The following is a 16,080-nucleotide window of genomic DNA, read 5'->3' as shown; positions in this document are numbered from 1 at the left end:
GAGCGACGCAATGTTTCGCCACTACTCTACTTTTTACCCCGCTGAACACCCGCCCATTGACCAATGACAAGGTAGCGCTGGTAGCCCCTTCTTTATAATCAGGCCCGTTTCTCTTCTCACTGGTGTGGACGCATGGCTTACCAACTTAACTTTAATTGGCCTGAATTCTTAGAAAAATACTGGCAAAAACAACCTGTTGTATTGAAGAATGCTTTCCCGAATTTCGTCGATCCGATTACGCCGGATGAGCTGGCGGGTCTGGCGATGGAGCCGGAGGTCGATAGCCGTTTGGTCAGCCATAAAAATGGTCAGTGGCAGGCCAGCAACGGGCCGTTTGAGCATTTTGATAATCTGGGTGAAACCGGCTGGTCGCTGCTGGCTCAGGCGGTGAACCACTGGCATGCGCCGTCTGCTGAACTCGTGAGCCCGTTCCGCGTGTTGCCGGACTGGCGTTTAGATGACCTGATGATCTCCTTTTCCGTACCGGGCGGCGGCGTGGGTCCGCATATCGATCAGTACGATGTCTTCATCATTCAGGGGATGGGCAGCCGCCGCTGGCGTGTGGGTGACAAGCTGCCGATGCGTCAGTTTTGCTCGCATCCTGCGTTGCTGCATGTCGATCCTTTCCCACCGATCATTGATGAGGATCTTGAGCCGGGCGATATTCTCTATATTCCACCAGGCTTCCCGCACGATGGCTTCACGCATGAAACCGCACTTAACTACTCCGTGGGGTTCCGTGGACCGAACGGCAGAGACTTAATCAGCAGCTTTGCTGACTATGTGCTGGAGAACGATCTTGGCGGTGAGCACTATAGCGACCCTGATTTGACCTGTCGGGAACATCCGGGGCGGGTTGAGGACTATGAGTTTGACCGTCTGCGCGAGATGATGATCGACGTGATCAATCAGCCAGAAGCGCTGAAAGCGTGGTTCGGTCGCTTTGTGACGACGCCGCGCCACGAGCTGGATATCGCGCCGGCAGAACCGCCCTACAAGCCGGATGAGGTTGTGTGGGCGCTGATGGACGGCGGTGTGTTGACGCGTCTGAGTGGACTGCGCGTTCTTGAAGTCGGCGGTAGCTACTTCATCAACAGTGAACGGCTGGACACGGTCGATCCGAAAGCGGCGGATGCACTGTGCCGTTACACCGTTCTCGGTAAAAAAGAGCTGGGTGCGGCGCTGAAAAATCCGGCATTTGTGGTTGAATTAACCGGCCTGGTTAATCAGGGTTACTGGTTCTTCGACGAATAACACGCTTCTTAGTTGCGGCCTCCGAGAGCATTCTTGCATGGTGTGGTTTGAGGCCGCGTCCTATCGTATGAAGGGTCTTCTATTGCTAGCAATTAGTGATTTATTGAATTAATTGGTAATGGATAACTGAGCTATCTTCTAGGGGAATGTGAAATTCAATCACCCTGGAGAGATGTCATGTTCTATTTTCCTCAGATGCTGCGAAAACTCCTGACGTTATTTCTCATTATATCCGTTGGTATGATCCCTCTGCTTTCCTCGGCGGAAACAACGTCTCCTGGCTCGTTAGTAGAAAAAACGACGCTGGATGCGAAAAATGGCTTACAGGAGGCGGCAGAACAGTATCTGATTCGATACCGTTCGTTGAGTGGCGTGGATGGAAAAAGCCCACGGGAAGATACCGCTGCCGTTTTCATCCCGAAAGGCGAAACGCCAAAAGGGGGCTGGCCTGTCGTGGTATGGACGCATGGGACGGTGGGCGTGCAAACAACCTGTGCCCCTTCTCTTAATCCGCATTCAGGGCGTGATGGGCAGTATCTGAATACGTGGCTGTCGCTGGGGTTTGCCATCGTGGCACCAGACTATGCGGGGCTCGGGTCTGCTGGTTTGCATCACTACCTCAATGCGCGGGGAGAAGCGTGGAGCGTGTTGGACAGCGTGAAAGCTGCGCTTAGTGCATTCCCGCTACGCAATCAGTTGACCCTTGTGGGGCAGTCGCAAGGGGCACACGCGGCCTTTGCGAGTGCAGGCTACCAGCCTGACTATGCGCCGGATCTGCATATTGTCTCAACGGTGCTGACTGGCGTACCTTATTTTGACGATAAGACCTCTGCCGCGGCAATTTTTGCCGGGGATGCAGGGGTGAAAGAGGGCGGCGATCCTAAGATTCCCTATGCGATGTACATCTATCTGTCCGCTGCCGATACGACAAAAGGGCTGAATGTTGATGATTATTTTACGCCGAAAGCCGCTGCTGATGTGTCCGCCGCGCGTGAAATGTGTATCGACGAGTTAACGAAAAAAGTGATGAATGATGGCCTGAATGCGGGCAATAGCCTGAAGCCTGCAACACAGGGATTACTGGAAAGTCAGACGCCAAGTTTGCGCTATAGCACCCTAAAAATCGCCCATCCGGTATTCATTGGAACCGGCACGCAGGATATTGATGTGCCCACCATTATGCAGCGCGTATTCGCGCGTGACGTGGCTAAAGCAGGAACGTCGGTTGAGATGCATGAATATAAGGGGCTAGATCACACTGGAACCATGAATGTTTCACTGCGGGACTCGGTTCCTTTCGTACTGAGAAATTTGCACGCTGATGCGAAAAAACACTAAGCGACATCTTATGCCAACGCCGTGCTGCGACCGCCGGTTAGGATCGGAGGGGCAATAAGCCTTGGCATATCTGATCGCAAATATGCAAGCAGACAATCAATACTGGCGTACTGCAAATAATGCGCAAGAAAAAGCCCGAAGTTTCCTTCGGGCTAGCGCGACGGAAAACGAAAATTAAACGGCTTCGTTTTCGTCAGTGTAGCGTTTGGCTTTGTAGGCCGGGTGCATCAGATTCTGGATGGAGAAAATATCGTCCAGCTGTTCTTCGGTCAGCAGGCCGCGTTCCAGCACCACTTCACGCACGCTCTTACCTGTTTCGGCACAGATTTTCCCGACGATATCGCCGTTGTGGTGGCCGATGAACGGGTTCAGGTAGGTCACGATACCGATAGAGTTGAAGACGTAAGCTTCACATACTTCTTTGTTAGCGGTGATGCCGTCAACGCATTTTTCCAGCAGGTTGTAGCAGGCGCTGGACAGAATCTGGATGGATTCGAACATCGCTTGGCCGATAACCGGTTCCATAACGTTCAACTGCAACTGACCCGCTTCTGCCGCCATGGTGACACAGGTATCGTTGCCGATGACTTTGAAGCAGACCTGATTGACTACTTCTGGTACCACTGGGTTAACTTTGGCTGGCATGATGGACGAGCCCGCCTGCAGTTCCGGCAGGTTGATTTCATTCAGGCCAGTGCGCGGGCCGGAGGACAGCAGGCGCAGGTCGTTACAGATCTTCGACATTTTAACTGCGACGCGTTTCAGGGCGCTGTGCATCATCACGTAAGCGCCACAGTCGGAGGTCGCTTCGATCAGGTCTTCAGCCGGTACGCAAGGCAGACCGCTGACTTTTGCCAGATGTTGAACGGCCAGCTTCTGGTACTCATCCGGCGTGTTCAGTCGTGTACCGATGGCGGTTGCGCCCAGGTTCACTTCCAGCAGCAGCTCGGCGGTGCGCAGCAGGTTACGGTTTTCTTCTTTCAGCAGTACGTTGAACGCGTGGAATTCCTGACCGAGAGTCATCGGTACGGCGTCCTGTAACTGGGTACGGCCCATTTTCAGGATGTTTTCGAACTCTTTCGCTTTGCGCTCAAAGCCATCGCTCAACTGGGTAATCGCTTCGACCAGTTTCAGGATGGAAGTGTACACCGCGATACGGAAGCCGGTTGGGTAAGCATCGTTGGTCGACTGGCATTTGTTCAAGTGGTCGTTCGGGTTCAGGTATTGGTATTCACCTTTCTGGTGACCCATCAATTCCAGACCGATATTCGCCAGCACTTCGTTGGTATTCATGTTGACTGACGTACCCGCACCGCCCTGATAGACATCGACAGGGAATTGGTCCAGGCATTTACCGTTATTCAGCACTTCATCACAGGCTTGCAGAATGGTATCGGCAATTTTACGTGGGATGGTTTGCAGTTCTTTATTCGCCAGCGCAGCCGCTTTTTTTACCATTACCATAGCGCGGACAAATTCTGGAATATCGCTGATGGTGCTATTGCTGATATAAAAGTTCTCAATCGCACGCAGCGTATGGATACCATAATAGGCATCAGCAGGGACTTCACGGGTACCTAACAGGTCTTCTTCAATACGGATATTCGTTGACATGGTTCTTCTTCCTTTTTCTTGTTCGATGTACATAGCATCGTTTTCAATATTAAGACTATGATTTTTTTAGGGTTTGTCTTTCCTGTTTTTTGATTTTCAGGTAACACGAACCCATCACGATTTGTATAAAATCATGACTAAAAAGCGTTCTCGGGGAGACGAACATTGAATTAGCATCGTTAAATGGCTAGTGGTGGATATGTTCCTCCATTTTCTGTCTCCCAATCATAAATAGGTTATTCGGTATTATCCGGGTTGATCTCAACCAGCTTTTCTATTCCGCGGTTCAGCGTTTTCAATTTTGGAATAAATACGGTTTTAATAATGTCATGTGTGACATCACACGCTTCTTCAAAGAACGCGCTGTATTCATCACGGTGGCCGACAATATACAGCGAGCGCTTGATATTCAGCTGTTCCGGCATATGCGTTAGCACCTCACGGGAGTGTGCAACGGATTGCAGGAAACTGAGCGGAGTGGTTACCGCCCAACCGATACCTGCCGCCACCATCGACGTTAAGGTATCCGCATTATCAAATTCGAGCATGTTTGGTACGCGGACATCGATGCGTCGCAAGTAACGCTCAATCTGCATGCCAATCTGCGAGTTCCGGTTAAAGCGTACCAGCGGTAGTGCGGCGGAAAGCTCACGGATGTCCTCAACCGTTTTAATGCGTTTGCGGTAATCCGGCGGCGTGATAATGAAATAGCCTTCGGAAAACAGCTGGTGACGCACCACGCTATCGCTGTCGATCAGTGGGTCGCTGGTGACGATCAAATCCAGCTCGCGTCGCATTAACGCTTCACCCTGCTGCGGGCTGAGCCCGGTACGAATCAGCAACTGCGATGAACTCTTCATCAAACTCTTGGTAAACACCGAACCGCAGGTGATAGCAAACGAATCCACCAGGCCGATACGCAAGTCAGGTTTAATCCCTTTTCCCGCTTCCAACACCTGCGCCTTCAGGTTCGCAATCTCCTCCGTCAGGATTTCTCCCCGGTTTTTCAACGCAATGCCGTAAGGCGTCAGGACAAAGGGGCGACGAGCCCGGTTTACCAATTTGACGCCGAAATCTTCTTCCAATAACCGGATCGTTTGTGAAATGGCAGAAGGTGTCAGACCGAGCCGCGTCGCGGCTGCCGTCATGCTTCCTGCTTCCGCCATCGTCACAAAAACATAGACGGCGTACATATCGATCGATTTATTGGCGGACACTGTGCGTTTAACCATGTGAGTTTGCCTACGCTGCAAGGTGAATGTCGTCGAAATATGAAGCGTTAGTCTATCTCATCTCGTTGACTACGACCTCGCTAACTGATGTCAGAATAGTCGGCTAACTTCAGAAAAAATACAGGTTGCATCACTGATTAATTTTTTCTTATTTCTAGCTTTAGCGGATCTGAAGATGAAATGAATGACACGGTGTGGCTGCTAGAGCACCGATTGTATTCTCCCCCTTGTTAGTGTTGTTTTTATACATAAATACAGGGGATTGCGGATTTTGCTGTTATCCGGCGTAAAAAATTATGCTGAGGAGATAGCTGGCTTCGGATGAGCCGCAGGACGCGGCGAAAGCTTGCGCCACGTCGGACAAAAACGTCAGAGACGTTTTTGAACAGCACTCGTGCTGGCCCGAAGGGCGAGCCCCATTTATGGGGCGAGTAAACGTGTCGCAAGCGGTCCGCTAAGTCAGATACCGACGAAGATACCGCGTCAGCGGCATAATTTCCGCCGAAAGCCTGGGGTCACGGGGCGAGCGGCGTGTGAGCCGTCCCGTGTCGGGCGCGTGCTACGAAGTCGCATGAAAATGACGTCATTATCGCGCACGAAACTACCTCAACGGCAGCATAAAAATGTGGCTAAGACTCAACCTGAGTAGTCATAACGTATTGTTTTTACTGTGTGGTAAGAGGTACGCCACTCACTGCCGTTACTGTACGAACGTGGCGTTCAGCCTGTTCACACATTTCCAGCAGTGCCGGAATCAGGTGCGCGGTGGCGTTGAGACAGGCGCCGAGCTGACTGAGGCTTTCTTGCGGCAGTTCCACGTCGTTTTGTAGTGTGTCGCCGAGGTAATGCAGGCCGTGGCACAGGCCTTCAACTGATTCGGCGGCAATCGCGCCGAGGTCGCAGAGCTGAACGTCATCTAACTGCGCGAAAGGCAGGCTGGCGATCAGATCGCGGAAAATGGTAATGGTGCTGTCAGCGGGTGTGGCGTGAGTGTCCGTCATGGTCATTTTTTCCTTGAGATAATTAAGTCCGCCACCACACAAGGTTCCAAACTTGGGGGGTGACACAGACAGGATTGGAACCCCGGCTCTCAAGAAGACCGGTCAACCTTGCGGTTGCCCTGCCTGCGTCACCATAAAGAGTGTGCACGCAGCCCCTGAAAAAACAAAGCGTTTTTCAGTCTTGAGAGGTTCGGGGTTCCAAGCCCGGCTGCGGATGTTGCCGCAGCACAGAGACTCTATTCCAACGGCGGAAAACGTGGAATAGGGTGGATGGATTTACAGTGGAATTACAGCGTGTTTTGGAATGAAGGTCGCAGAAGTCGATTTGGTTTTGGAAATGAGCAGGATTGTTCTTTTATTTTAATTGGCTGTAGTAAAGGATATTTCGGTGTTTGCGGGAAATAGTGACAGGGGATTGTCTTGAAAAAGTTCGCATTTGTTAACGATGCTGCTGAAAGGGAATATCGATCGCTTCCTGCTGATATACAGGATGAATTTGGAAAAGACTTGCGCCTCATTCAGTATGGGCAAGATCCTAAATTGCCAATTGATTTCCTCGATGGGGTTGGTATCGGCGTTATCGAACTAAAGATAAACGGTAGTCCTGCATATCGATGTGTCTATGTTGCCAAATATCTTGATACCGTAGTGGTTTTGCATTCTTTTAAGAAAACGACCAACGGCGTTGATCGTAAAGCTAAGGAGGTGGCCGAACAACGGCTAAAAGCGCTTATGGCTGATGTCAGGGAGACTGAACGCTGTAAAAAACGTTAGCCTGCTGATTCGATTTCAGTTATCGCGATTGATGCCTGATGTAGGCTTGGCATCGACATCTTCGCGCGGAAACCGAGTGCATCCAGCATGTCGAACATGGCGTCAATAGTGAAAAGCTCAATCTTGGCATTTTTCAGTTCTGAAACGCGCGACTGGCTGATACCCAGTTTTTCCGCTGCTTCTTTTTGTGTCCAGCCTTTCTCTTTGATTAAATTAGTGATCATGATCGATAAATCCATTTTCATTGCCATCTTGCTGGCAATTTCAGCGTCATGCGTTACATGAAACGGACTTTCGTAGAATTTTAGCGCCATAATGCTTACCTCCTTATCTCAGTAAATGAAATATCTAATATTTTAGATATTTCGTCAAGTTTACTGGATGGAAAGTGTCCTGTTGATTTTGTGTTACCTGTCCCGTTTCAACTCCTCCCAGCTCAGCCCAAAACGCGCCAGATATTTACGCAGTCGGTCAGCGTCGTTGGGCTTCTGTTTTTGCTGGCGTGAGACGGCGAACAGCTGGCGGCCGGCTTCGGAGAGCGAATTGGCGGTACGACAGACGTCGAGCACGGTTTCAAGCTGGCGCTGTTCGAAGAGGTCGATGTTGGCGAGTTCTGGCGGTAGCGCGGTTGTCGGGGCATCGCTTTGCCAATTGGCCCGCAGGCGCGTGATTTCTTCCTCTACCAGTGCCACGGTGATGCGTCCTTGTTCTGCCAGCGTCGCCATGCGGGCGATGGAAGAGCCGAGTTCGCGGAAGTTGCCGCGCCACGCGGCCTGCGATGAGCAGGCAAACGTGAGATAGCGCTGCCGTGCGTCTTTATCGAAGCGGATCTGCGTTTGGTGATCGCGTGTGAAGCGCTGGAGTTCGTAGTCAATATTCGGTTCGATATCTTCTCGACGTTCCGCCAAGCCCGGCAGGGGAAAGGTCCACATGTTGATACGGGCGTAGAGATCTTCACGAAATTTTCCCTGTGCGATCCACTCGTGCAGGTTGCGGTGTGTGCCAGCGATGAGTTGGAAATCGCTGCTGACTTCTTTATCTGACCCAAATGGTAAAAAATGTTTTTCTTCAATGGCTTTGAGCAGCATGGCTTGTTCATCGAGCCCGAGTTCGGCGATCTCATCCAGAAACAGCATCCCGCCGTCCACTTCACGTAGCAGTCCGGTTCTCGCCTGCAACGCACCGGTAAACGCCCCTTTTACGTGGCCGAACAGTGTCGACATCGCGTTATCGCCACGCAGCGTGGCGCAGTTAACCGCGACAAATCGACCGCTGACCAGATGGCGGGACTGGCGTAGCTGATAGATACGCTGTGCCAGAAAGGATTTCCCCGCACCGGTTGGTCCGGTTAAGAGCATCGGCGCGGTGGAGCGCAGCGCGACGCGTTCAATCTGGTCGATCAGCGCGTTGAACGTGTTGTTGCGCGTTTCGATGCCCGATTTCAGGAACGAGACGGAGCGCTCCTGCTCATGCTGAAAGCGGCTGGTGAGAGTCGCGTAGCGGCTGAGATCCAGATCGATAACGGCATAGATGCCCTGCGGTGCGGGGCGATCCGCTTTCTCCCCCGGGGCGGTTTGCAGCAGCTTGGCGGGTAGATAGCGGGCTTCGGTCAGCAGGAACCAGCAAATCTGTACGACGTGAGTACCCGTGGTGATATGAACGAAATACTCTTCGTTCTCGGTATCGAACGGGTAGCGGCTTGCAAAGTCCAGAAAAGCGCTGTAGACCTCTTCCAGATTCCACGGATCGCGCAGCTCAACGGCCTGAAGCGTGACCCGCGTGGCGGGTGACACCACGGCGATATCCTCCGCCACCTGTTGTGCCATTCCTTCGTTGCGTGACTGGTGCAGCAGTTCCAGGCGGTCGACCGGAAAATCTGGCTGCTGGCACAGGCCGACGGTGGGCCGCCATTTGGTCCAGCGATTCTCCCGTTTACCTCGTTTGTCCAACGTGGTACCCAGCACACCAATGACGACGCGACGCTTCATGATATACCTTTATATAAATTATTATCCTATAGGATAAATTTACCTGTTCTTTTGTTTCGTTGCTAGTTTGCATGATTTGTTTTTTAACTATTAATTATCAATTGGTTATATTTTTATTTTGTTGTTTTCAGAAAACTGGCACGCCTTTGGCAATACCTATAGCGAATAATGACAAACAAAGAGAATGAAAAATGGAAGAAATGAAAACGCAGGATTACGACATGATGTCGCCCGTGAATAGCGCACCGGTAAAAATGTGGACGCAGGGCGTGCCTGTGGAACCAGAAGCCCGTGATCAACTGCTGAATACGGCCAAAATGCCGTTCATTTTTAAACATCTGGCGGTGATGCCGGATGTGCATCTGGGAAAAGGATCGACGATTGGTAGCGTGATCCCCACGCGTGGCGCGATTATCCCGGCGGCGGTCGGCGTGGATATCGGTTGCGGAATGATTGCGGTGCGTACGTCACTGGTTGCCAGCGACCTGCCGGATAATCTGCTGGGGCTGCGTAGCGCGATTGAACAGGCGGTGCCGCATGGACGTAGCGTAACGCGTTCCAAGCGTGATGTCGGTTCCTGGCAGAACCCGCCGCAGACGGTGGATGCGCACTGGTCACTGCTGGAACCGCGTTTTAAACGTTTGACGGATAAATATCCGAAGTTGCTGAAAACCAACAACTATCAGCATCTGGGGACGTTAGGAACGGGTAACCACTTTATTGAAATCTGTCTGGATGAAGTGGATCGCGTGTGGGTGATGTTGCACAGCGGGTCACGTGGTGTGGGGAACGCGATTGGGTCGCTGTTCATCAAGCTGGCGCAGGAAGATATGCAGCAGCACATTGCGAATCTGCCGGACCGTAATCTGGCGTATTTCGAGGAAGGTAGCCTGCACTTTGACGATTACATTGAAGCGGTTGAGTGGGCGCAGGATTTTGCTCGTCATAACCGTGAAGTGATGATGTCGCATACGCTGGCGGCGCTGTCCCGAATTGTGACGAAGCCGTTTACCACCCAGCAGGAAGGCGTGAACTGCCACCATAACTATGTGCAGCGTGAAACGCACTTTGGTGAATCGGTGCTGATCACCCGTAAAGGAGCGGTGTCGGCGCAGAAAGGTCAGATGGGGATCATTCCGGGGTCGATGGGGGCGAAGAGCTTTATTGTACGTGGGTTGGGGAACGAAGAGAGCTTCTGTTCCTGTAGCCACGGCGCGGGGAGAACCATGAGCCGTACCGCCGCGAAAAAACGCTTCACCGTGGAAGACCAGATTCGCGCGACCGCACACGTCGAGTGCAGAAAAGACAGCGACGTTATCGATGAAATCCCGATGGCGTACAAAGATATCGATAAGGTGATGGCGGCACAGTCATCGCTGGTGGAAATTGTGCACACGCTGCGTCAGGTAGTGTGTGTGAAAGGATAAGAAGAGGGCAGGGAATATGGCATCGTACGATTTACTCCTGCACCAGTTAGAAAAGCTGGTGGCCTCACCAGATAACTATTATCGGCCCGCGCAGGCTGATGCACTGGGGTCAGCGTCACACCTGATAACGCTCACGCGTCACTATAACGGGCATATTCGGCAGCGTGCGGTGCTGTGTCTGGGCTTCATGGACGAGATCTCGGCATTACCAGCGCTGATTGAACGGGTGAACGATTGGGCTGAACCGGTGCGCCGCGCGGCTAAACAGAGCGTGCGGCTGCTGTTAACGTCTGATAACACCGCGTCTTTTGTCGCCAACTTGCCTGCCATTTTCTGGTTGTTGCAGTGCCAGCGGGAAGATCATCAGCCGCTGGTGGATGAAATCGTGAGCTTTCTTTCTGAGGAGGCGCACGCGCCGTCGCTATTCGCGGGGTTGTGTTCGGAAGACAAAACTGTTGCCCGACTATCATTGGATATTCTGGCTGAGCGTGAGCGGTTCCCGTTGAAGCAGATCTTTGAGCAGGCAATGTTGCATCACGATCCGTTAGTCAGAGCGAACGCGGCGCGGTATCTGCTAAGTGCGGACAAGGACGTCGATCGCGATGTGTTGACCATTCTGTTGAAAGACTCGTTCGCCCCCATCAAGCAGGTGGCGTTGCAGTACGTGATAGACAATGCGTTCCCCGTGTCTGAGTCTCAACTGATTGCTTTACTGTTTGATAAGAATGCATTGGTGCGTCAGCGAGCCTCAGCGTTACTGCGCGAACGAAACGACGATCCGGTTGCGCATTATCTTGCTGCACTGGATCGGGCGAGTACCGTTACCGTGCGCAAAACCACGCTCTGGGGGCTGGATGAGCATCGCTATGACGGCATTGTGGCGCTGGCAGAGCGCAATCTGGACGAACGTTATCCCAGCCTTTACTACAGTGCGTTGCGCATTCTTATTCTGCGTACGGGTGACGATGCACGTGAGCGGCTGCTGGATTCTCTGCGCAATCCTTCGATTGCTATTACGAAGGTGGCACGGAAGCTGTTTTACCAGCAGAAAATTTATCTGTCGCTGTCTGAACTTCAATGTTGTCTGGACCGCGCGTCTTCCAGAGAACACGTTGAGGCGTACTACTTTCTAGCGCATAAGCTGAATAAATGGGATTGGCTGGTGTTCCTGCTGGATAACACTAAGTCAGAGAATACGGCACTCACGCAGACTGGCGTGGCGTACTGGGTACAGCGGTTCAACCGTTCGGGCATGTTACCAAATACCCGACAGCAGGCGCGTCTGCGGACGCTGCTTGATGAAAACCCACACGTCATCTCGCGCGACAGCCCCTATGTCGCCCTGTTTTTGTATCGTTGATTTTCGTATGAAAAAAGAACAGGAAAAAGTGGAGAGGATCGCGTAGAGTGACAACACAACTGACACCACGGAGGCGGAAATGAGTACCATCCATTTCAGAATCGATGAAGAAACCAAGCAACTGGCGATGCAGGCTGCTGAACGTCATCAAGTGAGCCTGACGGAGTTGATGCGACAACGAGCAGAGGAATTGGCAGAAGAAGAGCGTCAGTATCAGCGCAACGCGGGTGATGAATGGCTGGAAGCGCAGATTCAGGACGCGTTTTCTCGTTATGATGCGGGTGAAGGTGAGTTCGTCAGTAATGAAGACGTCAGCCAGAGAATGGATGCATTGAAAGCGCGGGCGGCGCGGGGTGAGCTGTGATATTTAAGGTCCGGTGGGAGAAGCGGGCACTGGCAGATCGCGAAGGAATATACCGCTATCTGTATAAAGAGGCGGGGTTGGATGTTGCGAATGCGGCGGATGAAAAGTTTATCTCATCGGTATCGTTGCTCGAAGCCACGCCAGAAGCCGGTCTTGATATCGGAAAATCGGGGGAACGGCGGAAATTGGTCCTGACGCGATTCCCCTTCATTATTATTTATGCACTCAAGCGAAAGATAAACGAAGTGCATATCCTGCGTATATTACATACCTCCCGCAAGCTATCGGCATCTTACCGATAACCTCTTTACCCCTGCGCCAAAAAAATATGCTCACGATGGAATGCCATCTGTGACAGGTTGGGCGGGTAGGCATAATGCATGTGCTTGCCTTCGGCTGGATAATTGGTGCGGGCTGCGCTAACGTTCTGACAGCCTTCCCATCATGATGCGAGAGACTATGTCCCGTTCTTCTATTCCCTTGTTTCGTCCCCTGTGCGCGTTGGCTCTGCTGGTGCTCGCGGGCTGTGCCAGCAAGACTGCGACGACACCGGAATCGCGGCCTGCTGATGTCCGTGCTCAGCTACTCAAGCTGTTGCCGGACAACGTGAAAGATCGTCAGGGCTGGGCGACCGACATCGCCACGGCGTTCACCACGCAGGGACTCGATCCCAGCAATGAAAATCTGTGTTCGGTACTGGCTGTAACCGAGCAGGAATCGACGTTTAATGCCGATCCGCAGGTGCCGAATTTGTCGAAAATCGCCTGGCAGGAGATTGACCGCCGTGCTGAGAAAGTTCATGTACCGGCGTTTCTGGTACGTACCGCACTGCTCATCAAATCACCGAACGGAAAAAGCTACAGCGAGCGGCTCGATAAAGTGCGTACAGAAAAAGAGCTCAGCGCGATCTTTGATGATTTCATCGACATGGTGCCGATGGGGCAGACGTTGTTCGGTCGGCTGAATCCGGTGCATACCGGCGGGCCGATGCAGGTGAGCATCGCGTTTGCGGAAGCTAACGCGAAGGGCTATCCGTATACCGTGGATGGCACGATTCGTCAGGAGGTGTTTAGCCGTCGTGGCGGGATGTACTTTGGCATCAAACACCTGCTGGGCTATCCGGCGAATTATCCGCAGTCGCTATACCGATTCGCGGATTTTAACGCGGGATGGTATGCCAGCCGAAATGCAGCGTTCCAGCGTGCTGTTAGCCGTCTGACGGGGATCAAGCTGGCGCTAGACGGTGACTTAATCAACTACGGTTCGGATAAAGCCAGTGCTACGGAGCTGGCGGTTCGCGCGTTGGGGAAGCGGTTGGACATGAGTGACAGCGCCATTCGTCGCGCGCTGGAGAAGGGTAATAGCCTCGATTTTGAAGACACCAGCCTGTATGAGCGCGTCTTTGCGCTGGCGGATAAATCGGGTACGAAGGCGCCGCGCGCCATCCTGCCGGGAATCACGCTGGAAAGCCCGAAAATCACGCGCAAACTCACCACAGCGTGGTTTGCCCAACGGGTCGATGATCGTCGCCAGCGGTGTTTGGTAAGAGCTAAATAGGCAAACGCCCCCACCGAGGGCGTTGCCGTTATTATGGTGAGTCGTGCGTCAAACCGGCCACTGGCTGAGTTTGATGCCGCGTTCTTGCGCATTCTCGCGGAAATCTTCCAGCATCGTGCGGACATCGGGGTCGATGTAGTCGGCGTTGTCGTGTTCCACAATCACGACGCTGTTGGCGGGGATCTTGTTGAGCAAGCCTTGCAGACGTGGGTTGTGTACAAACGTCAGGTTCTGCTGAAAGCTCAGGACAAAGTGATCGCCGTAGCGTGTGAGCTGCATTGCGTTGCGGTGGCTTTTGTAAATGCTGAAGGCCAACTGGGTCACGATGCCAATCCCGATGCCTGCCAGCATCCCAAACACAATGATCCCGACAACAGTCGCGGCGAAAGGCACGAACTGTTGTAAACCCTGACGCCACAGCAGCAGGAACTGTTGCGGAGAAGCCAACTTATAGCCGGTATACAGCAGCACGGCTGCCAGGCTGGCAAGCGGAATGACGTTGAGCAAGTCGGTCATAAACAGGCCGCAAAGCAGTAGCAGCACACCGTGTAGCAGGATGGAAAATTTGGTACGCGCGCCGGCATTGACGTTGACGGAGCTGCGTACGATCACGGCAGTAATCGGCAATCCGCCCAGAAAACCACTGAGCAGGTTCCCGATACCTTGCGCGCGCATCTCTTTATCCGGCGAAGGCGCAGGGTGCTGCGGACGAATTTTCTTCAGCGCTTCCTGACTTAACAAGGTTTCCAGGCTAGCCACCAGCGCCAGCGTTACCGCGACGACATAAACCGCCGGGTTCTTCCATGCCTGCCAGTCAGGACGCGTCATCTCCCCCATCAACTGTTCCAGACTGCCAAATTCCGGCAGGACAATACGCGGCAGGTTATCGACCATTTCGGAGGACAAGCGCTCACCGTAGACGGTAAAGAGTCCGCCAAAGAGCACGGCGACCAGCGGGCCGGGAAGCCAGCTAAATGCGCTGATTTTCTGCACGGGCTTGGTGGTCCAGAGCCAAAGAATTGCCAGCCCGACCAGACAGACGGTCAGCGCGCTGGCGGAGAATCCCGGTTCGGAGGCGTCGAAGAGCGATTTCAGGCTGTCCTCTCCATCCGAACCGAAGGCGAGTGGGATTTGCTGAATAATCAGCAGGATGCCGATAGCAGACAGCATGCCTTTAATCACGGTGCCGGGGATGAGCGTAATGAAACGCCCGGCGCGCAGCAGGCCCATAATGCATTGCAGCACGCCTGCGAGCATGATCGCCAATAGCAATGCCGAAAACGATCCCAGGCTGGCGATAGAGCCGGAGACGATAGTAACCAGACCGGCGGCAGGGCCGCTGACGGCGTAGCGAGATGGACTGAATAGGGTGACGACGATACCGCCGACGACGCCGGTCAACAGACCGACAAAAGGAGGAAGACCGCTGGCCTGCGCGATACCGAGGCTCAGCGGCAGAGCAACAAGGAAGACGACGAGCCCCGCGGGGATATCGTGTCGGAGTGTGCTCAGATTCATGGGGATGCCTCCTGTTTCTGGGCGTGACGGTGGATGAGTTCTTTTAGGTGACCGCTATGCAGGTCGTAGACGCAGCCGAAAACATCAAGCTCGACGCCATTGCGCCAGGCTTTCTGTACCGGTTCACAGGCGATCAGGTGGGCGAACTGTGCCAGCACGTTGGCTTCCACCAGTTGATTCTGGCGCGTACTTTCATCGGCATCGCTATCTTGCGAGGCAGCAATATGCGGCGAAAGTGCCTGACGTAGATCCGTGATGCGGCGGGAAAGGGCGGAATCCTCCTGAGCGAGTCCCATGTCGGGTAGGTTCACTGCCGCCTGAACACCGCCACAGCCATAGTGGCCACAGAGCACGATGCGGGAAACATGCAGGTATTCGAGGGCATATTGCAGCACGCTCATGAAATTATCGTCGTCTGCCACCACCATATTCGCGATATTGCGGTGAACAAAAAGCTCGCCGGGGGCAGAACCCGTCAGCACTTCGGCAGGAACACGACTGTCTGAACAGCCGATCCAGAGTGAGTGGGGCGTCTGGCCCTGCGTGTGCTTTCTGAAATAGTGGGGATGGCGCTGGCGACGCAACGTAGCCCAACTACGGTTTTTGGCTAATAGGGGTTTTAATGTTGTCAAAGTAAACTCTCTCTTTAGAAA

Annotated in this window: 15 protein-coding genes; 8 read left to right on the top strand and 7 right to left on the bottom strand. The window is 53.1% G+C overall.

The window, feature by feature from the left end; genetic code table 11:
• Positions 1 to 132 precede the first annotated feature (132 nt).
• Both MYB54_RS19385 and MYB54_RS19380 read left to right on the top strand, forming a co-directional pair.
• Positions 133 to 1,254, top strand: coding sequence for a ribosomal protein uL16 3-hydroxylase (locus MYB54_RS19385; protein WP_248721236.1), 1,122 nt, complete (start codon positions 133 to 135; stop codon positions 1,252 to 1,254).
• Positions 1,255 to 1,431: 177 nt separating this feature from the next.
• Positions 1,432 to 2,592, top strand: coding sequence for a lipase family protein (locus MYB54_RS19380; protein ID WP_205592208.1), 1,161 nt, complete (start codon positions 1,432 to 1,434; stop codon positions 2,590 to 2,592).
• A 174-nt stretch (positions 2,593 to 2,766) separates the two neighbouring features.
• Here MYB54_RS19380 and aspA read toward each other — a convergent pair whose 3' ends face one another.
• The 3 genes from aspA to MYB54_RS19365 form a co-directional block, all read right to left on the bottom strand.
• Positions 2,767 to 4,206 (bottom strand): aspartate ammonia-lyase, encoded by a 1,440-nt coding sequence (gene aspA, locus MYB54_RS19375; protein ID WP_014913979.1) that lies wholly within the window; start codon positions 4,204 to 4,206, stop codon positions 2,767 to 2,769.
• A 236-nt stretch (positions 4,207 to 4,442) separates the two neighbouring features.
• Positions 4,443 to 5,438 carry a LysR family transcriptional regulator gene (locus MYB54_RS19370; protein ID WP_014913980.1) on the bottom strand — a complete coding sequence of 332 codons (996 nt, stop codon included), beginning with the start codon at positions 5,436 to 5,438 and terminating at the stop codon, positions 4,443 to 4,445.
• A gap of 665 nt (positions 5,439 to 6,103) precedes the next feature.
• Positions 6,104 to 6,439 (bottom strand): hypothetical protein, encoded by a 336-nt coding sequence (locus tag MYB54_RS19365; RefSeq protein WP_248721235.1) that lies wholly within the window; start codon positions 6,437 to 6,439, stop codon positions 6,104 to 6,106.
• A 420-nt stretch (positions 6,440 to 6,859) separates the two neighbouring features.
• On the opposite strand from MYB54_RS19365, the gene MYB54_RS19360 reads away from it, so the two are divergent.
• Complete coding sequence (locus MYB54_RS19360; protein ID WP_180789609.1) at positions 6,860 to 7,213, top strand: type II toxin-antitoxin system RelE/ParE family toxin; 354 nt, start codon at positions 6,860 to 6,862, stop codon at positions 7,211 to 7,213.
• On the opposite strand, the gene MYB54_RS19355 is transcribed toward MYB54_RS19360, so the two are convergent.
• Positions 7,210 to 7,527, bottom strand: a complete 318-nt coding sequence (locus tag MYB54_RS19355; protein ID WP_005971176.1) for a helix-turn-helix domain-containing protein — start codon at positions 7,525 to 7,527, stop codon at positions 7,210 to 7,212. The genes MYB54_RS19360 and MYB54_RS19355 overlap by 4 nt on opposite strands.
• Before the next feature lie 93 nt (positions 7,528 to 7,620).
• A complete protein-coding gene (rtcR, locus tag MYB54_RS19350) occupies positions 7,621 to 9,201 on the bottom strand; it encodes an RNA repair transcriptional activator RtcR (RefSeq protein WP_248721234.1) in 1,581 nt (526 codons plus the stop codon).
• 191 nt (positions 9,202 to 9,392) lie between these two features.
• Here rtcR and MYB54_RS19345 point away from each other — a divergent pair, with 191 nt between their 5' ends.
• The 5 genes from MYB54_RS19345 to MYB54_RS19320 all read left to right on the top strand — a co-directional run bounded on the left by MYB54_RS19345 (position 9,393) and on the right by MYB54_RS19320 (position 13,909).
• Positions 9,393 to 10,628, top strand: a complete 1,236-nt coding sequence (locus MYB54_RS19345) for an RtcB family protein (protein ID WP_371928251.1) — start codon at positions 9,393 to 9,395, stop codon at positions 10,626 to 10,628.
• Between the two features lie 16 nt (positions 10,629 to 10,644).
• The gene (locus MYB54_RS19340) at positions 10,645 to 11,988 is read left to right on the top strand and encodes a HEAT repeat domain-containing protein (RefSeq protein WP_248721233.1); all 1,344 of its coding nucleotides are present in this window, start codon (positions 10,645 to 10,647) and stop codon (positions 11,986 to 11,988) included.
• A gap of 79 nt (positions 11,989 to 12,067) precedes the next feature.
• The gene (locus tag MYB54_RS19335; RefSeq protein WP_039510147.1) at positions 12,068 to 12,352 is read left to right on the top strand and encodes a damage-inducible protein J; all 285 of its coding nucleotides are present in this window, start codon (positions 12,068 to 12,070) and stop codon (positions 12,350 to 12,352) included.
• Complete coding sequence (locus MYB54_RS19330) at positions 12,349 to 12,654, top strand: type II toxin-antitoxin system RelE/ParE family toxin (protein WP_248721232.1); 306 nt, start codon at positions 12,349 to 12,351, stop codon at positions 12,652 to 12,654. Before MYB54_RS19335 ends, MYB54_RS19330 begins: the two co-directional genes overlap by 4 nt.
• 157 nt (positions 12,655 to 12,811) lie before the next feature.
• Complete coding sequence (locus tag MYB54_RS19320) at positions 12,812 to 13,909, top strand: DUF1615 domain-containing protein (RefSeq protein WP_205532768.1); 1,098 nt, start codon at positions 12,812 to 12,814, stop codon at positions 13,907 to 13,909.
• A gap of 48 nt (positions 13,910 to 13,957) precedes the next feature.
• On the opposite strand, the gene MYB54_RS19315 is transcribed toward MYB54_RS19320, so the two are convergent.
• Positions 13,958 to 15,427 (bottom strand): SulP family inorganic anion transporter, encoded by a 1,470-nt coding sequence (locus MYB54_RS19315; protein ID WP_039282610.1) that lies wholly within the window; start codon positions 15,425 to 15,427, stop codon positions 13,958 to 13,960.
• The gene (locus MYB54_RS19310) at positions 15,424 to 16,059 is read right to left on the bottom strand and encodes a carbonic anhydrase (protein WP_039482049.1); all 636 of its coding nucleotides are present in this window, start codon (positions 16,057 to 16,059) and stop codon (positions 15,424 to 15,426) included. Before MYB54_RS19310 ends, MYB54_RS19315 begins: the two co-directional genes overlap by 4 nt.
• Positions 16,060 to 16,080: the final 21 nt, after the last annotated feature.

Origin of the sequence: Pectobacterium nicotianae (assembly GCF_023272715.1) — a bacterium.
GTDB classification, from domain to species: Bacteria; Pseudomonadota; Gammaproteobacteria; order Enterobacterales; family Enterobacteriaceae; genus Pectobacterium; species Pectobacterium brasiliense.
This window is presented reverse-complemented; position numbering and strand designations above follow the sequence as displayed.